12 protein-coding genes and 5 pseudogenes are annotated in these 22,966 nt (G+C 71.2%); 3 read left to right on the forward strand and 14 right to left on the reverse strand.

The window, feature by feature from the left end; genetic code table 11:
* Positions 1 to 395: 395 nt before the first annotated feature.
* The 11 genes and pseudogenes from ABZ312_RS33710 to ABZ312_RS33760 all read right to left on the reverse strand — a co-directional run bounded on the left by ABZ312_RS33710 (position 396) and on the right by ABZ312_RS33760 (position 15,952).
* A complete protein-coding gene (locus tag ABZ312_RS33710) occupies positions 396 to 4,061 on the reverse strand; it encodes a S8 family serine peptidase (protein WP_500439389.1) in 3,666 nt (1,221 codons plus the stop codon).
* A 415-nt stretch (positions 4,062 to 4,476) separates the two neighbouring features.
* On the reverse strand, positions 4,477 to 5,472 hold the full coding sequence (locus ABZ312_RS33715) for an ABC transporter ATP-binding protein (protein ID WP_500439390.1): 996 nt from the start codon (positions 5,470 to 5,472) through the stop codon (positions 4,477 to 4,479).
* Positions 5,469 to 8,243, reverse strand: coding sequence for a hypothetical protein (locus ABZ312_RS33720; protein ID WP_500439391.1), 2,775 nt, complete (start codon positions 8,241 to 8,243; stop codon positions 5,469 to 5,471). Before ABZ312_RS33720 ends, ABZ312_RS33715 begins: the two co-directional genes overlap by 4 nt.
* A 1-nt stretch (position 8,244) precedes the next feature.
* Positions 8,245 to 11,571: an FtsX-like permease family protein gene (locus ABZ312_RS33725; protein WP_500439401.1), complete on the reverse strand. Its 3,327-nt coding sequence runs from the start codon at positions 11,569 to 11,571 to the stop codon at positions 8,245 to 8,247.
* 551 nt (positions 11,572 to 12,122) lie between these two features.
* Positions 12,123 to 12,317: pseudogene (locus ABZ312_RS33730) on the reverse strand (ABC transporter ATP-binding protein); the annotation flags it as partial.
* 90 nt (positions 12,318 to 12,407) lie between these two features.
* A pseudogene (locus ABZ312_RS33735) lies at positions 12,408 to 12,554 on the reverse strand (copper resistance protein CopC); the annotation flags it as partial.
* Between the two features lie 115 nt (positions 12,555 to 12,669).
* A complete protein-coding gene (locus ABZ312_RS33740; protein ID WP_500331064.1) occupies positions 12,670 to 12,921 on the reverse strand; it encodes a hypothetical protein in 252 nt (83 codons plus the stop codon).
* Positions 12,922 to 12,968: 47 nt separating this feature from the next.
* A pseudogene (locus tag ABZ312_RS33745) lies at positions 12,969 to 13,266 on the reverse strand (helix-turn-helix domain-containing protein); the annotation flags it as partial.
* A 105-nt stretch (positions 13,267 to 13,371) separates the two neighbouring features.
* Positions 13,372 to 13,677: a hypothetical protein gene (locus tag ABZ312_RS33750; RefSeq protein ID WP_500439392.1), complete on the reverse strand. Its 306-nt coding sequence runs from the start codon at positions 13,675 to 13,677 to the stop codon at positions 13,372 to 13,374.
* Between the two features lie 928 nt (positions 13,678 to 14,605).
* Positions 14,606 to 14,807 (reverse strand): annotated as a pseudogene (locus tag ABZ312_RS33755) (IS481 family transposase); the annotation flags it as partial.
* A 263-nt stretch (positions 14,808 to 15,070) separates the two neighbouring features.
* Positions 15,071 to 15,952, reverse strand: a complete 882-nt coding sequence (locus ABZ312_RS33760) for an NmrA family NAD(P)-binding protein (protein ID WP_500331067.1) — start codon at positions 15,950 to 15,952, stop codon at positions 15,071 to 15,073.
* Between the two features lie 123 nt (positions 15,953 to 16,075).
* Between ABZ312_RS33760 and ABZ312_RS33765 the strand changes: the two genes are divergently transcribed.
* Positions 16,076 to 16,978, forward strand: a complete 903-nt coding sequence (locus tag ABZ312_RS33765) for a LysR family transcriptional regulator (protein WP_500331068.1) — start codon at positions 16,076 to 16,078, stop codon at positions 16,976 to 16,978.
* Between the two features lie 38 nt (positions 16,979 to 17,016).
* On the opposite strand, the pseudogene ABZ312_RS33770 reads toward ABZ312_RS33765, so the two are convergent.
* Positions 17,017 to 17,487: pseudogene (locus ABZ312_RS33770) on the reverse strand (transposase); the annotation flags it as partial.
* Between the two features lie 62 nt (positions 17,488 to 17,549).
* Between ABZ312_RS33770 and ABZ312_RS33775 the strand changes: the two are divergent.
* The gene (locus tag ABZ312_RS33775) at positions 17,550 to 17,669 is read left to right on the forward strand and encodes a substrate-binding domain-containing protein (protein WP_500331070.1); all 120 of its coding nucleotides are present in this window, start codon (positions 17,550 to 17,552) and stop codon (positions 17,667 to 17,669) included.
* Positions 17,670 to 17,753: 84 nt separating this feature from the next.
* Here the strand turns inward: ABZ312_RS33775 and ABZ312_RS33780 are convergent, their stop codons facing one another.
* Positions 17,754 to 18,746 carry a helix-turn-helix transcriptional regulator gene (locus ABZ312_RS33780; RefSeq protein ID WP_500439393.1) on the reverse strand — a complete coding sequence of 331 codons (993 nt, stop codon included), beginning with the start codon at positions 18,744 to 18,746 and terminating at the stop codon, positions 17,754 to 17,756.
* 93 nt (positions 18,747 to 18,839) lie between these two features.
* Here ABZ312_RS33780 and ABZ312_RS33785 point away from each other — a divergent pair, with 93 nt between their 5' ends.
* The gene (locus ABZ312_RS33785; RefSeq protein WP_500331074.1) at positions 18,840 to 19,238 is read left to right on the forward strand and encodes a VOC family protein; all 399 of its coding nucleotides are present in this window, start codon (positions 18,840 to 18,842) and stop codon (positions 19,236 to 19,238) included.
* Positions 19,239 to 19,925: 687 nt separating this feature from the next.
* Here ABZ312_RS33785 and ABZ312_RS33790 read toward each other — a convergent pair.
* The gene (locus tag ABZ312_RS33790) at positions 19,926 to 22,952 is read right to left on the reverse strand and encodes an alpha-mannosidase (RefSeq protein WP_500331075.1); all 3,027 of its coding nucleotides are present in this window, start codon (positions 22,950 to 22,952) and stop codon (positions 19,926 to 19,928) included.
* Between the last annotated feature and the right edge of the window lie 14 nt (positions 22,953 to 22,966).

The raw sequence follows: 22,966 nt of genomic DNA on the forward strand, positions 1-22,966 counted from the left end.
CGGAATGCCCAAGCTCAGACGTATGCGGGTTGACCGTCCGGGAACCCGGCCGCGTCTCGGCGGGAACGGGAACACCAGAAGTGTTGATGGTGCGCGGCCTGGACGCGCCGCTTCGCGCCAGGTACGCCGCGAGTCGCCTCTCATGACGCCGGCTGGCGACCTACGTCCGTCCGGTAACGGCTCTCCGGGGTGCCGGCGCCATCTGCATACGGCGCGGTGACTCCACGGCGAACCGTCGAAGACCTCGCTGAGTGAGCCCGCGTCCAGGCTCCGGCCGTCTGTCGTGCCGCCGCGCATGCCCGCCACTGCCCCGCACAAGCGCGGCGGGTGCCAGGGAGCGAACCCTGGCACCCGCCGCGATCAGCCGGATTGGCACGTGCCGCCGGCCTCGGCGATCATGCGGTGCCGTGGTGCAGATACGCGCGGTCCACCGTCTGGCGGACGCTGTTGCCCGCCGCGTCGGTCGCGGTCACGCGCAGGGTGACATAGGCGTCGCCGCGCACCCGAAGGGGCCGCTCGACCGTGGCGCTGAACACACTGCCCTTGCGGGTGGTGACGGCCTTGGTCCAGGTCCGCCCGTCGTCATAGGAGGCCTCGGCCTTCAGTGACACCCCGCGCGGTGCTGCCATGCCGTCCTGCATCCGGACGGTCAGCTCGATGGTGTGCCTGCGCTGGGGCCCCAGCGCGTTGAAGGCGTCGGCCCGGACGTCGTAGTCGACCTGGAGCAGTGGCAGCAGGGCGTCGGCGTCGGCCGCCGCCGAGCGGAACGACCACGACGTGCGGGTGCCGGTGCCGAAGCGCCAGTTGTCCGCCGTACGGGTGGTGGCCAGGTCCAGCCGGTACGCGGCGTCACCCGCGGGCACCTCGAAGTTGCCCCACGCGCCGCGTTCGGAGGAGGCGATCCGCTGCCCGTTCCGGTACAGCTCCGCGACGGCCGTGTCGCCGATGGTGTCGAAGCCCCCGGTCTGCGCGAAGGACCAGTGGACGGTGTCGGAGGAGTCGTTGAACTCCGGCACGTACACCGCGAGGGTGTTGCCGGTGCGCACCGACGGCAGGTGCCCGCCGCGCGGGATCGAGGGGCGGACCACCGCGCCGTACCAGCGCTCGGTGGCCTGCTGACCGGGCCGGTAAGTGTGCGCGTCGTCGCGCATGCCGCCCTGCAGTGGGGAGCCCAGGTCGTCGACGGGGCCGTACGCCACGGCGTGCTGCCACTGGGTGTCCCCGGCCGTCACGTACTCCACGCGGTCCCGGCCCACCGGGACGAAGCGGCTCCACTGGTTCCAGGCGGTGTCCTGGTACGGACGCCATCCAAAGCGCTGCTCGGTCGCCCAGGCCGAGGCCCCGGTACGGGTGTACGTGGCGCGGACCCGCGCACTGTCATGCTCCGACACCTCGAACACCGGGTGCTCGGGGACGGCGCTCTTGGCGATCACGAGGTCGTACATGTAAGGGCTGACCACCGTGCCGGAGAGCGTCACCGTCGTGGTGTCCTTCGCCATGCGCTTCAGCAGCGCCGTCCCCTCCGTCCAGGAGGCCCGCACGTACGGCAGGGCCAGCCGGTCGCCGATGGGCCGCCAGTCCGCCGTAGGGTTCAGGCTCTCGGCCCACACCACCAGCAACGCCTTGGCTCCCGCGTCCGCCGCAGCTCGCGCCAGGAGGTACGTGTCATAGCCGCCGGAGTTGTCGTCCTGCACGACGGCCAGCTTGCCGCGCACGCCGCGGAAGGCGGGGGCCTGCGCCGTGCCGGCGTACACGGCGGTCAGCCGCGCGCCCTGGTCACCGAGGGGCGGGGAGTACGGCTCGTAGACGGGGGTGAGCCCCAGCGGCCGGCCGGAAACCTCCGCTTCCACCTGCGGGGCGGCCAGTTGCGCCCGCAGGGTGAACTCGAAGGCGCCGTCGGTGACCGGGGCGGTGGGCGAGGTGAGGTACCGGTCGCCGGGCCAGACGATGAGGCCCGCCGTCCGGCTGTGGCCGTCGATCTCTCGGTAGTACGTGGGGCTGATGATGCCGTACCGCTTGGCCGGGCGCGGTGTGCGGAAGCTGACCTCGGTGGCCTTGACGGCGCTCAGCGTCACCGTCGTGTCCTTGCCGACCTTCACCTCCGGGACGACGACGTCGCCGTACTCGGCGACACCGTTCTCTGCGGCGTCGTAGAAGTCGTAGCTGAGCTGGTAGGTGCCCTCCTCGACAAGGGCGACGCCGGTCTCGCGGTCGGTGTAGTCCACGACCCCGTCGGCACCCCAGATGGTCGGGGCCGCGCCGGGCACGATACGGCCGGTCCGGTCGCGATAGACCACGGTCAGCAGGTGCCGCGGGGCGTGCACCACCAGGGAGACGGTGGTGTGGCCGACCACGGTGCCGTCGGCGGCCCGCGCCGTGAGGTATCCGTAGTACTTGCCGCGGACGGCGCGCGCCGCGTCGGTGCGCAGCGGGACCTCGGCCGTGGCGCCGGGGGCCACCTGCACGGTGCCGGAGCCGACGGCGACCACGCCGTCGGGGAGCGCACGTCCGGAGGTCGTGGCCAGGCTGACGCCCAGCGTCAACGAGATCGGGCGGTCACCGGTGTTGGAGTAGCGGACGGTGGCCGCCTGCCGCGACCGCCCTGTGTCGTCGGCCTGCAGCGACGGCAGGGTGACGGTGCCGGTGGCGGTGACCGGGCCGGTCGCCGCGGCGAGGTCGATCCGGCCGCCGCCCTGCTCGGTCACACCGGTGCCGGGCACTGCATGCGAGGTGCTGATCAGAGCGTCCTTGAGCTGTTGTGCGGACCAGCCCGGGTGCTGCTGGGCCAGCAGCGCTGCGGCACCGGCCACATGCGGCGTGGCCATCGAGGTGCCGTCCAGTGCCACGTAGTAAGCGTCGACCGGCGTGCCCAGGGTGGTGCCGGCCGCGCGGGCGGCGACGATGCCGACTCCCGGGGCGGTCACGTCGGGCTTGGCCGCGCCGTCGCCGTCGCGGGGGCCGCGGCTGGAAAAGGAGGCGAGGGAGTCGTCGCGGTCGACGGCGCCGACGGTCAGCGCGGCATCGGCGGCGCCGGGCGAGCCGACGCTGGACGGGGACGGGCCCGCGTTGCCGGCGGCGACGACGAAGAGCGTGTCGGTGGACGCGGTCAGCGCGTTGAGCGCCAGGCTCATCGGGTCGGTGCCGTCGGTTTCCATGTCCGCACCGAGGCTCATGTTGACGACCTTGACGTCCTCGCCGGCCGCCCACTCCATGCCGTCGATGACGCCCGACTCGGAGCCGTAGCCGTTGTCGTCGAGGACCTTGCCGATCAGCAGGTCGGCCTTGGGCGCCACGCCGCGGCGGGTGCCGGAGGACGCGGCACCGGTACCGGCGACGGTGGAGGCGACGTGGGTCCCGTGACCGAAGTGGTCCTCGGTGTTGGCGCTCCCGGAGAAGTCCTTCGCCCCCGCGATGCGGTCGGCGAGGTCGGGGTGCTCGGAGTCGACGCCGGTGTCCAGTACGGCGACCTTGACGCCCTGGCCCTCGTAGCCGGCCTTCCAGGCCGCGGGCGCGTTGATCTGCGCGGTGCTGCGGTCCAGTACCGCCTTGACCTTGCCGTCCAGCGCGATCCGCGGGGTGACCGCGGCACGGGCGGCGTCCGAGGTCCCGCCGGAGTTCAGCGTCTTCCAGAACGTGCCCAGGTCGCGGTCGGCGATCCGTACCGATCGGGCGCCGATGCTCTCCAGGCTGCGGGAGGGCGCCTTGTCCGAGTTGAGCGACACCAGGCGGTCGGCGGTGGCCGCCGCGGCCTTCGACGCCTGCGCGGTGGCCCTCGCCCCGGCGCGGGACGGCTCCGGCAGGGAGGAGACGATCAGCGGCAGTGCGGAGGTGTGGGTGACGTCGTAGCCGTCGGCGATCAGGGCCGTCACATCGAACAGCCGGCGGTCCAGGGTGCCGGCGGCGACCAGTGTCTCAGCGTCGAACGGCATGACCGTCAGCGCCGCCTTGTCGTCCCCCTCCAGTGTCTTGAACGGCATGTGCTCGCGCCCGGGGGCGGGCTGTACGGAAGCAGTGCGCCGTCCTCCGGGCAGCGTCGTCACGGTCACCCGGTCACCGGTCACCAGACGCACGGTCGCGGAGTGGGGCTTCGGCACGGCGGCGGGGCGGGCAGCGGTCCCGGAGGCATCCGTCCCTGACGCGGCGGCGGCCTGCACACCTCCGGTGGCCACCATCAATCCCGCCGATATTGCCGCCGTTAGGCGGGTCCAAGCCATCAGAGAAACACCTTTCGTCGGTGGTCCCTCGAGCGGATGTGCTGGTCGAGGGGAATGCGGATACAGCGACGTCGCCGGTTGAGGACGGCGGCGTTCGGTGTGGATGCTGATGTTCAGTCGGGGCACGTCGTGCTCCGCCTGTTGTCGGGACCATGTGTCGCTTGTGGCCGGCGGCGACGGCAGGCAGACGTGGGCCAGCACTGCGAGGGTGATGTGCCGATGCCGGCCGACGTGGCAACCGACCCGCTTGCCGGTTGTGTTGTCAGTTGTCGTGCCGGTCGGGCCGGACTTCGATGTGGTCGGGCTCGAGGTCGAGCAGGACTCGGTGGCTGATGTCGAGGGCGGTGGTGAAGTCCCGTGGGAGCTGGAGACGGCCGACCCGGTCGACGGTGGCGTACTCGCGGGCGTGGGTGACGGTGTTGCCCTGGTCGTCGACGGTGGTGTGGCGCAGGACCTCGGAGGCGGTGCGACCGTCGCGGACGGCGACGGTGCGGTCGACGGCCTGGGCGACGGCCTGGACGTGGGTGACGATGACGACGGTGGTGCCGAGTTCCTGGTTGGCGGTGCGGAAGGCGGCGAAGACCTGTTCGGCGTTGGCGGAGTCGAGTTGGCCGGTGGGTTCGTCGGCCAGGACCAGGGCGGGGTGGTTGGCCAGGGCGACGGCGATGGCCGTGCGTTGTTGTTCCCCACCGGACATCTGCTGGGGCCGGCGGTCGGCGCAGTGGGCGATACCGACCAGATCGAGCAGTTCGGCGGCGCGGGCCGCACGTTGTCTGCGGCCCTTGACGCCGCCGGCCAGGCGCATGGGCAGCACGACGTTCTGCAGGGCGGTGAGGTAGGGCAAGAGGTTGCGGGAGGTCTGCTGCCACACGAAGCCGACGACTTCGCGCTGGTAACGCAGGCGGCTGCCGCCATCCAGGTCGAGGAGGTCGAAGCCGGCGACGGAGGCGGCGCCGGCGGTGGGGGTGTCCAGTCCGGCCAGGATGTTCAACAAAGTTGACTTGCCGGAGCCAGACGCACCTACCAGGGCCATGAGCTCGCCGCGCGCGACGAGCAGGTCCAGGCCTTGCAGGGCTTGAACCTCGACGCCCTGGGCGGTGAAGATGCGAACCAGGCGGTCGCAGGCGATGAGAGCTTCCTGGCCGTAGGCGGGGCGTTCGCGGCGCTGGGTGGCGCGTCGTTCGAGCTCGGCCAGGGTCACCCCACCTTCCGCGGGAACGGGGGTGCCGGTGGTGGTCTCAATGGTGTCGTCGGTCACGCTCGGTCCCCGATCCGCAGTTCCGTTCCTTCGCCGCGTCGTCCGGTGGCCCAGGCCTGTACTGCCAGGACCGCGCAGGCCAGCGCGATGAGCGCGGCTGACGGCAGGAGCAGGGAGGCGAGGTCGGTGCGCAGTACCGCTGCCGAGACGTCGGTGGCGGGTGTGGTGGTGCTGAATGCCAGCGCCGTCAGGTCGACGCCCGGCCGTAGCAGCGGCACGGTCACGGCGCTGACCAGGACGCCGCCGACCGCTGCGAGCAGAACCTGCGGCAGCATCTCCAGGACCGCCAGATCCTGCCGCTGACGGCTGGTCATGCCCATGGTGCGCAGTCGGGCCAGCAGTGCCCGCCGCTGCGGCGCGTTGTGCAGCAACGACAACATCAACGCCAGCGCACTGAACCCGGCACCGGCCGCAACCGCCGCCAGATACACACTCCGTGCGCCGGACTGCAACGCCGTCGTCCGCCCGTACGCGGCCCGCTCCTGCGAACGCAAGGAGACCTGCATACCGGGCAGCGCCGCCTCGCGCGCCACGGTGCGCAGCGCCGTGCCGTCGAGGTCCGCACCGGACACGAAGAGCGCGTTGGGCTCCAGCAGTTGGGGCTGCGCGTCGGGGTGGTCCCGGCGCATGGCTGCCGCCGAGACGATCACGAAGTCCCCGCTCGTCGCGGCCGGCGAGACTTCCCTCGTCGCGACGAACCGCACCCGGGTCAGGCCGGCGGACGCCGGCACCTCGCCCGTCGACCCGCCGAATGCGCGAGCGAGACGGGGGGAGACGACCGCGGGCAGCGGTTCACGCCCGTCGTCGGCGGCCAGCGCCCCGGCCGGAAGGGTGGCGCCGAGGCCGGTTTCCGCGGCGAGGTGGGCGTACCGCTGCGGGTCGGCGACGATCAGGGCGTACGGCAGGCCGCTCGACGTGGCCGACAGTCCCCTCTCGATCCGCACGTCCAGGGTGTCGCGTACTCCGGGGACCCGGCGGATGCGAGCCTCCAGCCCCTTCGGGAGGGCGGCCGAAGATTCCAGCCGGGCGTCGGCGCCTACCGCTGTGACCGCGGCGTGGTCGCGCCCCTCCTCGACGCCGGCGAGGACAGCGCCCCCGAAGGAGGTCACGGTCAGAGCGGTGATCACCGCCAGCAGTGGCAGCGCCGCGGTCGCGGGAGTACGGCCGGCGCGTGCCACACCGATCAGCAGCACGGCGCCCTCGAGGCGTGCGGCGGGTCGGCCCAGGAGTCGTACGGGCAGCGGATACACGCGCAGCAGCACCAGCGCGGCCACCACTGCCACCAGTACCGGGGCCGCGGCCATGAGCACATCCGCCCCGCCGTCGGCGGTCCCCCTGCGGCGCAGCGCGATCACCGCGCCGGCCACGATGACGGCGATCGTCACTTCGCCCACGGTCCGGCGCCGCGAGGGACGCACCGCCACCAGGTCCTCCCGCTGCTCCGGACGGGGCCTGCCGGCCACAACCAGAGCGCGCAGGGGAAGGGCGAGAGACCCCACGACGGCGACAGTCGCGGCAAAGACCACGGACGGCGTGAAGCGCTCGACCGGGAACAGCGCCAGCGCGAGTCCCAGGCCGAGGGCCGCCGACGGCGCCGCTACCACCGTGCTCTCGCCGAACAGTCGGGCGGCCAGGCCCGGCAGGGCGATGCCCCGGGCGCGCAGCAGCGTCAGCTCCGCCCGGCGCCGGGCCACCTGGAGTCCGGCGGCGATCATGAGCACGACGGCGGCGACCGTGCCGATGCCCACCGCAGCGACCATGATCAGCGGCTGGGCCGCGGCACGCTCGCGGAGGAAGGGCGTCAGCACGTCGGCGAGCCCGTCCTCCTCGACGGTCAGGCCGTGCTGCCGGGCGAGCAGTTGCAGTCGGGTGGCGTCCGGGCCGGCGTTGAGCGCGGCGATCCGGTCGCGGACGGCAGGAGCGTCGCGCGCGGTGAGGGTGTCGATGTCGGCCGGATGATGCCAGTACGCCTGCGCGCCGTCACGGAGACCGAGCAGCGCAGCCGCGGCATTCGGGTCGATGAGCGCGGTGAAATGCCAGTGGAACGTCGGATCGGGCTGACTGGGGAGCGCGATCACGCTCGGCGCGCGCAGGTCCGGCTGGGATCTCCAGTAGGTTGCCGAGGGCGACCGCGGTGTGAGGATTCCGGTGATGCGTACCGTGGCCTCCCCGCTCGGGCCGGGTATGTGCAGGAGCCTGCCCGCGGCCAGATTCATGACCTTGGCGGTGCGGTCTGTGACGGCTGCCTCGATGACGCCGTTGTCGTTGCCGCCGGGGCGGGGCAGCCGCCCGCTCACGACCCGGATGCGGGCGGCGAGGTCCTGCTGGGCGACCAGCGTGATCTCCGGGGCGAGGCTCTTGGTGATGCGGGGCAGCCCGGGGTCGGTGACCGGGTTGGCGCGCGCGCTGCGCACACCGTAGATGGTCTGGCCCTTGTCCAGCGCCAGCGGTGGCCGGACGACCTGCTGGAACGCTTCCTCGGCCGCGGCCAGCGCGTCCGGGGTCAACAGCGCCTCGGCGTTGTACGGATAGGCCATCCGCGACACGTCCAGCGACATGCTGACGCTGCGGCCGACCACCGGTGCCCGTCGCAGCATGTCGCGCAGCGTGTCGTTCTCGTACCCGTCCACGACTCGGGGCAGCGCGGCTGCCAGGAACGCCGTCACCAGCACCAGCACGGCCAGAGCGACCGTCGCACCGGGGGCGGCCCGGAACCGGGCACGGATCCAGGACACATCGCCGTGACCGCGAGAAGTCCGCGACTGGGTCATGTCACTCACCTCCTTGACGGCGCAGCGCCTTAACGGGGTCCACCGACCGCAGCGCTGTCAACGCGACGACCAGCAGCGGCACCACGGCCACGATGACCAGCAGTCCGACGAACGAACCGGGCGGCAGCTCCACCCGCACCGCGGGCACTGGACTGTCCGCACCGGTGGTCAGCACGATCAGCGGCACGACCAGCCGGGTCAGCAAGCCACCCAGCACCGCCCCCACCGCCACCGCGACCAGCACCAACAGACCTTGCTCGGCGGCGACCACCCGGGACAGCGAACGCCGCGGGGCACCCAAAGCGGCCAGGATCGCCACTTCCTGCGCCCGCTCCCGCATCGCGCCGACTGCCGTGGCCGCGAACCCGAGCGCGGCCAGCAGCGACGCCGCCACCACTGCGGCGGGCAGAGCCGACAGGGGACCGGCGCCGAGCGGATCGCTCCGCAACTCGTCCCGCTGCTCGGCACGTACCAGGACGGAGGTGATGTCACCACGGGCCCGCAGGACGGACGCCACCTGCGGACCGGCATGCGGATCGGTGGCGATCCACCACTCACCGGGCTGCAACCCGCCCCGGTCCAGCCCCGCCAGCGCGCGGTTGACCGTCTGCAGGTCCAGCAGGACCGCACCGCCGTCGCTGTCGGGCGCCACGGCGCGGGTGGTGGGCAAGGCACGCAGCGTTCCCGCGACGCGGACGGTCAGTTTCACACCCCGCACGTCGACGTTCACTTTGTCGCCCACTCGGGCATCGACCGCACGCAGGAACGCGTCGGTGACCAGGGCGGGCACCTCGCTCCTGAACGGAGTACCGGCTCGCACGCTCACCATGGCACCGTGCGAGCCGCCCTGGACGTAGTCCTGGAAGGGCTCCGCCCCTGTGTCGTAACGCACGGTCAAGGGAGTACCGCTGTCGGAGCGTGGCGTTTCCACCCGCGAGTTGCGGTAGCCGTGCGCAGGGTCCTCCTCGAAATCCGGGGCTTCGATCCGGGTGCGGGCACTCCAGGCCGTGCCGTTCGGCACGGACACGGCCTCCGGCACTCCGCCTGCGGTCACCGCGGTCAGCGTGGTGAGCGAGAGACGGTGGTGCTCGGCCCGGCGAGGCACCAGGTAATCGGCCTTGAGACCACTGAGCCGCAAAGGACCGGCCGGTCGGGCACCAGCTGCCCGGCCCGCCTCGGCCGCGAAGTCCGCCTCGAGCACATGTCGCCGACCGTCCGCGGGAACCTGTCCCAGAGCGAAGGTGTACGGCGCGCCGTAACGGTCGACGAAGGTCGCCGATATGCGGTCGGTGACGGTGCCGGCGACCGACCGGCCGTCGGCTCCCACGGCCTCAAGGCTCACGACGAACCGCAGCCGCGCCGCGCCCTGCGGCAGCACGAACCCGGCGTCGGGTCCGGAGGCCCCGTCGGGCCGCAGCGGCCGCACCAGGTCCGCGACCGGCCGGTCGGCGAGGTCGTCGCGCAGCTTCATCACCTCCGCTGCGGCCGTGCTGTCCATCACCAGCACGGTTGCCTCGCGGTCCCTGGGCAGCGGCGCCTCGCTGCGGTTGACCGGCATCACCGCGGTGATGCCGGGTACCTCGTCGTACACGCCGCCCTGCCCGAAGGGCGTGGTGGATGTTCCGGTCACACGGAGATCCGAGCCCACGGCGAAGTCTGCCTGGTCACTTTGAGAGCGCGTCCAGCTCGCGCTCTCCCCGACGGCGAAGATGCTGATCGACATGGCGAAGACCAGCAGCAGTGCGGGCGTGGTCCCGCGTCCGGGCCGCCGGGAGAGCTGCCAGCCCGTCAGCGCCGCCGCCAGCCCCCGGCCTCGTGCCGCGCGCCGCTCCCCCAGCCGGGCGACCAGCGGCAGCAGACGCAGGGTGAGCACTGCGCCCGCCAGCAGACACAGCGCCGGTGCGACCACGAGGACCGGATCGAGCCCGAGGGCTCCACCACTGTCGGCCGTGAGCACGCCCGATCCGCCGCCGCGGAGGGAGAGCTGCCAGAACGCCAGGCCCGCCACGACCACCAGGCCGATGTCCGCGCCTGCCCTCGCGGCGGCGGGGAGGGAATGCCGGCCGGTGGCCGCCGCCTGCTCCCCCGCGTACGTCCCCGGGCGTCGCAGCGACGGGGCCAGCACGATGAAGGCGCAGGCCAGCCCGGCGACCGTGGCCACCCGCCAGGCAGTCGAAGCGGAGGCCTCCAGCGACACCCCGGCGCGGGCGAGAGCCCCGTGTGCGGCCAGCAGGTGCGCCAACGGCTCAGCCAGCAGCGGCGCAAGCACGACTGCGGGCAGGGCCAGCAGTAGGGCCTCGGTCGCGGCGAGCCCGGTGACGCGGGCGCGGGAGCCGCCGCGGGCGCGCAGCCACGCCAGCTCCCCGGAGCGTTCGGCGGCCAGCAGCCCGGCGACCAGGAACAGCGCGAGGGCGGCCAGCAGTCCCAGCTGCAGGGCGCTGATCAGCAGGGTTGAGCGGTTGACCAACAGGGTGCCGTTCAGGTCCTCGAGCAGGTCGGGGAGGTCGCTCTCGGCGACGACGGTCCCGTCGGGTGACAGGCGGTCCAGGCTCCGCAGGGTCTGCTCGGCGGCCAGCCGCACGTCGTCCATGCGGCCGACGGTCATGGCCGAGAAGTCCCCGCCGGTCTGCCACTGCATTTCGGCCGCGGGAACGGCACCGGAAGAGAACGACCGCGGGTCGGTCAGCAGTGGCCCATAGGTGGTGAACGCCAGCGTCCGCACGCCGCGTCCGGCAAGCGGGTCCAGCCGCCAGTACAGGGCGGTGGCGTCGGTGGCTCGGTACGCGCCGGTCAGGCGCACGCGCAGCGACGGCCCGCCCAGCCGGTCGGCCAGCGTGATCATGTCTCCGGGCCGCAGCCGCAGAGCCGTAGCGACGGTCTCCGGCACCGCCACCGGAACCGCTTCTCCGGCGGGCGCCGGCCCGGGCAGGTCCCCCTGGGTGAGCGTCACCCGGGACGGGTCGAAGGTGGCCAGCAGCGTCAGGTCAGGGTCGTCCGTACGGGGCGAGCCCGCAGGACGCAGGCTCAGCGGGAGACCGTACGGGCCGGAGCGCGTCGTGGAGGCGACGCTCACCGGCAGTCCGTCGTAGGCGCCCGCCACGGCCTGGCGCACCGCGGCGTCCATCCGTGCCGGGTCCTGGCTCCCGACGCCGGACTTCACATCGATCAGCGTCCGGCCCGCCGACTGTTCCTGCAGTGCCCGACGCAGGCCCGCGTCGCCGATCGCGGCGCTGAACGTCGCGAGCGCCGCCACCGCGCAGGTCGTCAGCACAATGGACAACAGCGCCGCGCCCAGCAGCAGCCGATGGGCGCGCAGACGCAGCAACACCAAGCCCGTCACCGTGCCCCCGATCGGCAGAGGTGGTGCCGCGCAAGAACAGCTGACGCCGTGCGCGGGCACGAGATGCGCGAATCGCCGGGGCGCTGTTCGCTCAGGATGTGAATCCGAAACAAGCCCGGGCACCCGCCTGCGGCAGAGGTTGTCGACGCCACCCGGCGCAGGCCTGGTATCCCGGAGGGGGTGGCCGGCTCAGTGGCTCGCCCGGCCGTTGTGCGCCGCTCCCATCCCCGACCAGTCCTGTCGAGGCCGGGGCGACCGACAGCGGTCCAGCCTCCCCTACGGCGGGACCCCCTAGGACGCGGACACAGGGTTGGGTCGGGTAGGGCGCTGTGCAATGGGTCTTCTCCGCGACGTCGGGCTCCCGATCGGGGCCATCACCCCGTCACGCGTCCATGATGCGCGTAGCGGCCCACCTCACAAAGTGGCAGGTAAGTAGCTAATCTTTTATAAGTAGAATCGGGGAAGGCGGAGTTGACGACTGGGCGCGGGCGCTCCGGACATCTGACGACGGAGCGCGCGGAGCCGACTATGCGCCCGCCTCAGACGGAGTCGACGAGGGTGCCGTCGTTTAGTTCGATAACGCGGTCGGCGAGAGCGAGGAGTTCGGGGTCGTGAGTGGCAACGAGGGCGGTGACGCCCTCGCTGTGGACGACGGCGCGCAGAAGTTCCATGACGGTGCGGCCGGTGTCGGCGTCGAGCTGGCCGGTGGGTTCGTCGGCGACGATCAGGGCCGGGGTGCCCCGGCCCCGCGGTCCGTGCGGACCGCTGTAGGCGACGGTGTAGGTACCGTGGGCCAGTGTTGTGGGCAGGCCGACGGCGTAGGCGGTGCCGCCCTGTGGGGTGGGGTGGGCGTCGTCGACGCGCTTGCCGGTGGGGTCCAGGACGCGGATGGCGTCGCTGTTCAGGGCGATCTTCTCGGAGAAGACCAGGACGACCCGGGTGGGTGGCCGGGCGGTCACCGCTCCGTGCACGGGCGTGCTGTGTGTCAGCGCGGCGTGCGCGCGGCCGGAGCGGTGGTGCCCAACAGCAGGCCGATGGCAGCCAGGAGCACGAAGGCCCAGCTGCGCAGGCATGGAGCGGTGACCGTCATCGGTACTCCCCCAGCCTGGTCAGGCGCGGCTGCCGCACCGGCGCGTCGTACGCGGCGGTCAGCTGGCGCGGCAGACCTTCCGGCCAGCCGGCCGAGGCATACAAGGCGGCCGAGAAGTACTCCACGGCCGCCTCGGGGTCCCCGTCGCGAACGGCGCCGGCCAGCTGCGTGATACCGGCGTTGTGGCCGCGGATCTCCGCCAGCTGACCGGCCGCCCACTGGTCGTACTGCTGCCGGCACGCCCCCAACTGCTGCTGACGCTGGCTTCGTCCACCATGAGGGCGGCGTCCTACACGAACCGCTTGCGGGGTCTGGAGGGCGAGCTTCGGGCCGAGGTCTTCGCTATCGCGGTCGGCCGCCGACTTCGACACCCCGAACAGCGGAGCGAGTTGGCGCATGGTGAGGTTCGTTCGCCCGTGCGCAGCCACCAGCAGCACCCGGTCTTCCAACGCCAGCTGCCACGGCCGGCCCGTACCCGGGGCGTCGATGCCATCCCGCCGCAGCTGCGCCACCAACTTGCCGAAGACACCCGGGCTCAGCCCGCTGAACGTGACTATCCAAGAAGGCTCCGACGCCGTGATCAACCCAGACACGACCAAGATCATCACATGCGACTGAATACCGAAGTGTGGGTGGCACTATGAGTTGCGGTGACCACGGCCTTCACCCTGCCTCGGCCCTCTGAACCCGGTGGACGGCTATCCGAGCCACGAACCGACCCCATCCCACGCGGCCTCCAGTTCGCGTGCGCACAGCGGGCCAAGTCGGGCCCGCACCACGCTGTGCGCGTCGAGCATCTCTTGCTTCCCGCCCATCTCGTCCAACTCGGCACCGATCTCCCGGGTCCGCCGGTCTTTCCCCCGCAGGGTCAGAAACCCCTGACCGCGGCCGATCGCACACAGCTCGTCCAGGAGCTGGCCGGTGCGGTCATCCTCGTCACCGACCGACGCCGCCTGCCGCAGCCGCGGTGTTGGCTCCGCACCCAGGCCGACTGCATCGACCACATGGCCCCCCGCCTTGCGCGCCTGAAGACGACGCCGGACGTGATCAGGGTAGGACGTTCCCGAAGCGCACGCCGTCGACTCTCGCGTGCCACAACGAAGATGCACGCAAAGACCACCAACGCGACGGCCAGGACGAGAACCAGAACCGGGATCATGTCGCCTCCCCTCTCGGCGTTGCTTGGCTGATGCGACCGTCCGATGTCGTACCCCACAGCTCGTCGGCGACCCCTCCCGCCGCTGATCTGCGCTCAACTGGCCAAGTCGAGACATGGGCCGCCCACGGCGACCTCTGCCCGCAAGGATTCGCGGGCCAACCACCCGTCGGTCCGGGGCGACGACCACTTCGGCACGATGCGCAACGAACTCGGGCGGCACCGCACGGCCGTCCGTGCGAAATCTGGCCGGTCGGGCGCAGGAAGTCGCAGCGCTCAAGGCCGCCTGAGCACACCGTCCCCGACACCTTCTCGGTTGGCCCCATGGCGCGGGAAGCAGCCGTCGGATGCGGCGTTGCCGACGATCACGGCTTCGTCCCTAAGGGCACAGGAGCAGATCTAGGTCTGCAACGATGAGCCTATGGTCGCGGGAGCGTGAGCGGGACACGAGCAGGATCTGGGATCGGAGTACCGGCTGCGCTATCGCTACACGGGACTGCGACTGCTGCTCGAGCGAGGCGGCCGGTACTACGTCGTACCCATCGGTTGGGAACCCCGGACCGACCCGGTCAACGTACTCCGCGAGAGCGACAGCATATGGATCGGACTGATGCCAAGAGCCCTGCGGGCAAAGTGAAACCTAGTGTGAGGCGCCGTGCTGCCTTGGCGGACAGCATCACTGCGAGCCCAAGGCCCCGCACTCGCCGCGTGCATGCTCCGCTGAGGAGCGGTGCGCTGTTCTGGGACTGGGCAACGACGAGTAGCACCGCGGCTGACGCCGGCAACCGGCCCGCGGCACGGTGAGGATAGGCCCCTCCTGGGCCACCAGTCCTAGGAGCCTGTTGCGGCTGGTGACCACCCGCCGTGGCGCGGGAGATGCCCCATTTGGCGGCCACATGCGCGACTGGGCGTCCCACGCAGACACGCGCGACCAGCAGCTGCCTGCTGAACGGTCAGCCGGGCCATACGGTGGGACACGAAGACCTCCGTGTGGTGCAGTCCTAGACAGCTCCACCACCCGGAGGTCTTCGACCCTGCATGGGGGTGGGACACCTGCGCCTCTGGGGGTTTGGATTCTAGAGAGCAAGGCCGCGAACGGGACGATCTGCCAAACATCCCGTTCGCGGCGCGCGATCTCTATTGACCATTTCGAAGGGCGGCATCGCCCGATGCTGAAGTGCGGGGCCGCCTCCTTCGGTGCTGGATTGGGCGGCTGTGCCGGGCACCGACCGGCGCGCTGATCAGGACTGGAGGGACGGCAGCAAGATGCCCTGGCACCACTGGCGGAAATCGGTGGCGGTGGCGGAGGCGGGGTCGCAGGGTTCGGCATCGTAGATTCCGTTGTTCTGCGCGTTGACCATGTCGGCCATGTCCTGGGCCAGCGCCGGGCTCGCGCCGCGCTGCACCATGCGGGCCTGGAAGTCCGCGAGCGGGACCTGCTGATAGCGCACCGTGCGGCCCAAGGTCTCGGAGATGATCTCGGCCATGGCGGCGGGGGTCAGGCTGTCGGGGCTGACCAGTGGAACGCGGGCCTGTCCGCTCCAGGCGGTGTCCAGCAGGAGCGCTGCCGCCGTGGCAGCCACGTCCCGGGTGGCGACGGTCAACAGCGGCTGGTCCGCGGCGTTCGCCATGGAGAACACCCCCTGCTCTGTGATCGTCTGGGCCTGACGGAGCAGGTTCTCCATGAAGAACGGCAGTGCCAGGGCCCGGTACTGCACGCCGGTGCTCGCGATCAGCTCGTCCATGTCGAGCGCGGCCGACAGGAGTCCGGCTTCGTCCTGGTAGCCGTGGCCCAGGGAGGTGACGTGCACCATCCGTACGCCCCGGCTCGCGGCCTCCTGGGCTACTGCCCGAGCGAAGTCCAGGTAGTAGCGCCTGGCGGGGCCGGCGTCACGGAATCCGGCCGGGGGCACGAGCCAGAACAGCCGCTCAGCGCCTTCCAGTGCCTTCGCGATCGTGTCCGCGTCGGCGTGGGAGCCCGCCACCACCTCAACCTGCGTGCGCACGTGCTCCGGGAGGCGGGAGGGGTCGCGGACGATCACCCGGACCGGCTCACCGCTGTCCACAACGCGGTCCAGGACTTGCCGGCCGATGTCACCGGTCGGCGTAGTAATGGTGATCATGAATTGCCTCCATGCGTGGTGGTAGACGGCGCACCCAAGGGCGCCGGGCAGGTGCTCTCGAGTGAACCCGGAGCAACGCTGCAGGTGAAGGACCAACCTGGTCGCGATTGATACCCTGGGGATATGAATGATCTGGAGGTACGGCAGCTCCGGTACTTCGTCGCGGTCGCGGAGGAACTGCACTTCGGGCGCGCCGCCGCCCGGCTGGGCATGGCGCAGCCCCCGCTGTCCCGCACGATCCGGGACCTGGAACAGCAGCTCGGTGTGACGCTGTTCGAGCGGACCACCCGGCATGTGAAGCTCACTGTCGCCGGGGAGGTTCTGCTGCGCGACGCCAGAACCGCCCTGGAGGCGATCACCGCCGCCGCCCACCGTGCTCGGCACGCAGGCAGCACCTCGCCCCGGCTGCGCATCGCACTCAAGGCCGACATCGACGGTGGCCTGCTGCCACAGATCCTGGACGCCTACAGCACCGACCCCGCCGCCCTGCCCCCCGAACTGATCCTCGGAGGGTTCGGCGATCAGCCCAAGGCACTGCGCGATGGCCTGGCCGACGTGGCACTCGTGCTCTGCCCCATGGACGACCGCGGGCTGGACAGCGAGCCGCTGATCACCGAGCCAGTCCTGGTCGCCATGGCCGCCACCGACCCGCTGGCCGCCAGGACCCAGCTGTGCCTGGCGGACCTGGCCGGCCGGAAACTCCCCAGCGGTGCGCCAGCCGAGGCCGGCCGCGCCGAGCCGCGCCAGCCCGGGGCGACAAGGCCGGCCTCCAACTTGTCGGAGATCTTCAACCTCGTCGAAACGGGCAGCATCGTGTTCTTCGCACCTGCCTCGGTCGCCCAACGCAACCCGCGACCTGGGGTCGCCTACCGGCCGGTCAGCGACCTACCGAACTGCACACTGGCCATCGCGTGGCCCCAGGACGCCCGCTCCCCGGCCGTTGCCGCCCTCGTACGCGTCGCATGCACGATCGCAGCCACCCACCGCACACAAGCAGAGCCCCAGATGCAGAGCACGACCGCCTGAGGTCCACCGCCACTAAGAGGTCGTTTTGTCCCGTTGTTTTATCCCGTGATGCGGGCTTGGTGTGGTGATGTCGGGTCGCGCCAGGAGATGGTGCTCTCGCCGGTGAGGCGGCGGGCCATCAGGTCGGTCATGGCGAGGTGGATCATGGCTTCGGACCTGCCAGGGAGGGATTCGTAGTCGCGGGCCAGGCGGCGGTGGAGCATGAGCCAGCCGTACGTTCGCTCGACCGTCCAGCGTTTCGGGATGGGAGTGAATCCCCTGGCTCCGGGAGCACGTTGGACGATTTCGAGGTCGATTCCGAGGGTGGCGGCATGCTCGACGAAGTGCTTGCGGTAGCCGCCGTCGACCCAGACCTTGCGGATGGTGGGATGGGCCGCGGCCACCCGGTCGAGGAGAGTCTGACCTGCGGTGGAGTCCTGGACGCTGGCTGCGGTGACCAGGACCGCCAGCAGGAGACCGGGGGTGTCCGTGATGACGCTCCGCTTGCGGCCCAGCCCTTGCCTGCCGGCGACGCCATAGGGGCCGAGGCCCCGCGCCCCACCGCCATCTTCGCCTGCGCGGACGTCGTGCCATGGGTGTCCTCCACGCCGTCTGCGAAGCCGGACTCGAAGTCCCCGACGACATCTCCATCGCCGACTACGACAACACCACCTTCGCCACACTCGGCCCCACCGCTTCCCCACCCAACTGACCCATCCCCCCGTCACCGTCATCTGCACCGGCCAGCGCGACGTGCCGGCTGCGCCATCCCATGATGGGGGTACCTCGCCCTCCGTCAGACTCGCCGGGCGTGGGAAGCGAGGCGATCGGCGAACGCGATGACGAGGTCGCGCAGTTCATGGGGGCGCTCGATGACGAACGGCCGGTCGAGGGTTGCGAGCACCCGAGGCAACCAGTCGAGCCGCTCCGCCCGTAGTTCGACGCGCAGCCAGCGCTCGGTCTCCGTGTCCTGGGCCGCCGCGGGCTCGGGGTGCTCCTCCAGGCTCGCGATGCCGGCGGGAAGGTGAGCACGGATCTGATCAACTGTCCCGTGGATCCGCAAGGTCACCTCATGCTGGTACTCGGCCGTGGCGAAGCCTGCCAACACGCGCTGCGCCGGATCGGGACCCACGGGCGCTTCGAAAGAGCCGGGCAGGGTGCGCACGTCTGCGATGCGGTCGAGCCGGAGGGTCCTGTCCTCGCCGATCCGGGCATCCACGCCCGTGACGTACCACCGGCCCGAATGGGCGACGATCCCGTGCGCGTGCAGCGTGCGTTCGCTGCGCCGTCCGTCGCGGTCGGCGTAGCGGATCGACAGCGGTCGGCGGTGGCGCACCGCGTCGGCGATGGCGAGCAGCACCGCAGCGTCCGGAGTCGCGAACTCGCCCGGCTGATCCGTGAAGGCGAGAGCCTCCAGGAGGGCGTCGAGCCGACGGGCGACGTGCCTGGGCAGCACCCGCCGGATCTTCGCCGATGCCGTCTCGTTCGCCGTGCGCTCCGTCGTGGACAGCCCTGCGCGGCGCCCGGCGACCAGGCCGAGCAGTACGGCCAGCGCCTCGTCGTCGCTGAGCATGAGCGGAGGCAGGCGGTACCCGGGGGCGAGCCGGTACCCGCCGTAGCGGCCGCGCACCGATTCCACGGGCACGTTCAGGTCGATCAGCTGGTCCACGTATCGCCGCACAGTGCGCCCTTCGACGCCGAGCCGGTCGGCCAGTTCCGCCACCGTCCGGGTGCCGCCCGACTGCAGCAGCTCCAGGAGTGTCAGCACGCGGCCGGTAGGGCGAGACATGGTCACAGTCTATGGTCTATACAGGACCGATTCTGTCCACTATTTCTCCTAGCCTGCCGAGTGCACGCCCTTCAGCACAGCCAAGGAGATCCCGTGGATTTCGTCTCCATCCGCATCATCACCAGCGACGTGGCCCGCCTCGTCGAGTTCTACGAGCGAGCCACAGGGGCGCGGGCGACGTGGGCCACCGCGGACTTCGCCGAGCTCGAGACCGCGGGCGCCACTCTCGCGATCGCCGGCACCCGCACCGTCCCGATGTTCGCCCCCGGCTCTGCCCGACCGGCGGACAACCACAGCGTGATCACCGAGTTCCTCGTCGACGACGTGGACCGCGTTCACCAGAACCTGACCGACTTCGTCACCGACTTCGTCAGCGGGCCCACCACGATGCCCTGGGGCAACCGGTCACTGCTGTTCCGCGACCCCGACGGCAACCTCGTCAACTTCTTCACCCCCGTCACCCCAGCGGCCATCGAGAAGTTCGCACGTTGATGCCAGGCACAGCCGCTCACGCGCCGCTGAGCCCCGAAGGATGACTGCGCTCGTGCCTGCGGATTGACGCCGGACGTCCCATCGCACACCCACCCCGAGGCCTTCGCTGAGCCGGACCACAGCGGACCGTGGCATCAGGAGCCGGGCTGACCAGGGCTCGCGGCGATCTCAGCGGTCCATGCTTTTGTCCAGTTCTTCAAGGTGTTCGGGCCTCATGGTGATCGTCGCGGCCGCCGCCGAATTCCGCACGGTTTCCGGCCGGGTCGCCCCGGAGACCGCAATGAGGGACGGGGACCGGGCGAGCAGCCAGCGAGGGCGATCTGTGCGGTGGTGGCGTCATAGTGCGCCGCCAGCTCTTCGAGCACGCGAGCGCGCCGTGGACTTGAGGTGGCCATGCCTCGCAGTGGGGAGTAGGCGAGGAAAGCGAGCCTGGGCCCACGTCTCGCCCGAGGTAATGATCACGGTCGCCTAGCCAGTACGCAAGCCCCTGTCGGCACCGGCGTCAGACCGACGTCCAGCACGTACACCCGCATGTTGTCCATCGGGCCGGTGACCGGGCCGGCACGAGGAGTGCAGCGACCGCCCGTCCTCCGCCGCTTGTGTGTTCCGGGTCGGTGCCCGGCTCAGTCCCTGTCGGCGTTGCCCGGAAGCCGAGCACGGCTTCCGGGCATCGCGTTCGTGCCGTCATCAGTTGCTACGGGTCAGCCTGAGAGTCACCATCTGGAAGGGTCGCAGCAGGAGTTCTACGGCGCCGTCGACCAACTCCGGGCTAGCCACGCTGGGCAGCGGCCGCTCCAGCAGGTCGGTCGCGGTGACTTCGGCCGCCGTGAAGTCCGGCCGCAGCCGCGTGGTCGCCCTCCCGCCCCGCGACTCGTACACCCGGACAATCACATCGCCGCTCTCGTCGTCCGCGAGCTTGACCGCGCTCACGACCACCGCGTCGTTGTCCAGGACGACCAGAGGCTCGACCGCTGCTGTGCCCGGCACGCGGCGCTCGGGGAGGTTGATGCCGTAGCCCTCGGCGACCGCGTCGCCGATCGAGGCCCCGGGCACCAGGGCGTGCCGGAAGCGGTGCACCCCCTGGTCGGTCTCCGGGTCGGGGAAGCGCGGCGCGCGCAGCAGCGAGACCCGCACAGTGGTGGTGGTCCCGCCGTCCTCGTTACGCACGGTGCGCGTCACGTCGTGCCCGTAGGTGGAGTCGTTGACCAGGGCGACCCCCCAGCCCGGCTCCTCGACGTGGACGAAACGGTGGTTGCACGCCTCGAATTTGGCCGCGTCCCAGCTGGTGTTGGTGTGGGTGGACCGGAAGACGTGTCCGAACTGAGTCTCGGAGGCGTATCGCTCGGCGTGCACGTCCAGCGGGAAGGCGGCCTTGAGGAACTTCTCCGTCTCCTGCCAGTCCACCTCCGTGTCGATGTCGAGGCGCTTGGCGCCCGGAGCCAAGGACAGCAGCTGGGTGACCGAGGAGGAGCCGAAGCGGCGCACCACGCGTACCGACGCGGTGCCGTCGCCGGCCGGGGCCATCTCCTCCAGGTCGGTCAGGTCGGTGACGGTGTTGCGGTAGAACTCGTCGACGTCCCAGGCATCCCACTGGTTGGGGAAGTCGGGGTGGAGCTGCAGCAGGTTGGCCGCCGTTCCTGGGGCCACGGCCTCGCGACGTGCGCTGAGGTCGAACGCGGAGACGACCAGGCCGCGCCCGTCGATCTCCACCCGGAGCAGGCCGTTGTCGAGGACGAATCCGCCGCCGTCGCGGGGAAGCGGTGCCGTGGCCGCAGCCGGGGCCACGGGGGCGGCGGCGCCGGCGGGCACGCCGGCACGGGTGTGCGGCGCAGCGTTGAAGACCAGTTCGCCGCCCGTGGCCGGGCCCGCGAGGGCACGCTGCGCGGCGTCGATGATGCCGAGCAGTTCCTCGGCGACGGCGGCGTACGTGGCGCGGGCCTCGCGGTGCACCCAGGCGATCGACGAGCCGGGCAGGATGTCGTGGAACTGGTGCAGCAGCACCGTCTTCCAGAGCCGGTCCAGCTGCTCGTAGGGGTAGCTGAAGCCGGTCCGCACGGCGGCGGTGGCCGCCCACAGTTCGGCCTCGCGCAGCAGGTGTTCGCTGCGCCGGTTGCCCTGCTTGGTCTGGGCCTGGCTGGTCAGCGTGGCACGGTGCAGTTCGAGGTAGAGCTCGCCCACCCACACCGGCGGGTCGGGGTACTCGGTCTCGGCCTTGGTGAAGAACTCGCGGGGCGTCTCCCAGTGGACCGTCGCAGAGCCGTCGAGGTCGCGCATCCGGGCGGCCTTGGCGATCATCTCGCGGGTGGTGCCGCCGCCCCCGTCTCCCCAGCCGGTCGGCGCGAGGGAGTGCCGGGCCCTGCCCTTCTCCTTGAAGTTCCGCGCGGCGTGCGCGATCTCGCTGCCCTTCATCGAGCAGTTGTAGGTGTCGACGGGCGGGAAGTGGGTGAAGATCCGCGTGCCGTCGATTCCTTCCCAGGTGAAGGTGTGGTGCGGGAACTTGTTGATGGTGCTCCAGGAGATCTTCTGGGTGAGCAGCCACTTCGACCCGGCGGCCTTGATGATCTGAGGGAGGCCGGCGGCGAAGCCGAAGGTGTCGGGCAGCCACGCCTCCTCGTTCTCGATGCCGAATTCCTCGAGGAAGAAGCGCTTGCCGTGAACGAACTGGCGGGCCATCGCCTCGGAGCCGGGCATGTTGGTGTCGGACTCCACCCACATGCCACCCGCCGGCACGAAGCGTCCCTCCGCGACGGCCTTCTTGACCTTCGCGTACACCTCGGGGCGGTGCTCCTTGATCCACGCGTACTGCTGGGCCTGGGACATGGTGTAGATGAAGTCGCCCTCGTCCTCGAGCAGGGCGGTCATGTTGGACGTGGTACGGGCGACCTTCCGCACGGTCTCGCGCAGCGGCCACAGCCAGGCGGAGTCGATGTGCGCGTGCCCGACCGCGCTGATGCGGTGCGCGGTGGGCCGGGCGGGTACGGCGAGGACGCCGGCCAGCCGCTCGCGGGCGGCGGCCGCGGTGCTGTTGACGTCCTGCAGGTCGATGGCGTCCAGGGCGCGGCTGATGGCGCGCAGGATGTCGTGGCGGCGGTCGGAGTCCTCGGGGAGCTCTGCCATGAGCTCGCCGAGCACCTCCAGGTCCTGCACCAGCTCCCAGACGGTCTCGTCGAGAACGGCCAGGTCCATGCGGGTCAGGGTGTACTGGGGGTCGTTGCCCGCGGTGTCCTTGTCGCCGAGCTGGGTCGGCAGGAAGGGGTGGTAGTCGAGCAGGACCGGGTTGGAGGCAGCCTCGATGTGGAGCAGCACCTGCTCACCGCCGCTGGCGGGGGAGGCGATCCGGACCCACTGGTTGCGGGGGTTGAGACCCTTCACCGGGGTGCCGTCGGGCCGGTAGACCAGGCCCTCGCACTGGAACCCGGGCATGTTCTCGTCGAAGCCGAGGTCCAGGACCACCTCGACGGTCCGCCCGGCCCACGCCTCTGGCACGGTGCCTGAGACACGGAACCAGCTGGTGCCCCAGGGGGCGCCCCAGCGATCGCCGACGGCGATCGGCTCTGCGGGGGCGGTCAGGCCCTCGGCAACGGGTACCGGCTCTCCCGGGGCGGTCCACACGGCGACCTCGAGCGGTGTCGAGTCCGGGTAGAGGGCGGGACGGATGCGTTCGTCGAGGACGCGCTTGAGGCGGGCTTCGACCAGCTTGCGGTCGTCGTGCATTGGGATGGCTCCTG

This window comes from Streptomyces sp. NPDC006207 (assembly GCF_040613835.1).
In the GTDB taxonomy this organism is placed as follows: Bacteria; Actinomycetota; Actinomycetes; order Streptomycetales; family Streptomycetaceae; genus Actinacidiphila.

What these genes read in the sequence shown, in the direction of transcription:
- ABZ312_RS33780 (WP_500439393.1), bottom strand. Translation starts at nt 18,746, where the DNA reads ATGTCTCGCCCTACCGGCCGCGTGCTGACACTCCTGGAGCTGCTGCAG.
- ABZ312_RS33720 (WP_500439391.1), bottom strand. Translation starts at nt 8,243, where the DNA reads ATGACCCAGTCGCGGACTTCTCGCGGTCACGGCGATGTGTCCTGGATC.
- ABZ312_RS33765 (WP_500331068.1), top strand. Translation starts at nt 16,076, where the DNA reads ATGAATGATCTGGAGGTACGGCAGCTCCGGTACTTCGTCGCGGTCGCG.
- ABZ312_RS33790 (WP_500331075.1), bottom strand. Translation starts at nt 22,952, where the DNA reads ATGCACGACGACCGCAAGCTGGTCGAAGCCCGCCTCAAGCGCGTCCTC.
- ABZ312_RS33760 (WP_500331067.1), bottom strand. Translation starts at nt 15,952, where the DNA reads ATGATCACCATTACTACGCCGACCGGTGACATCGGCCGGCAAGTCCTG.
- ABZ312_RS33775 (WP_500331070.1), top strand. Translation starts at nt 17,550, where the DNA reads ATGGGTGTCCTCCACGCCGTCTGCGAAGCCGGACTCGAAGTCCCCGAC.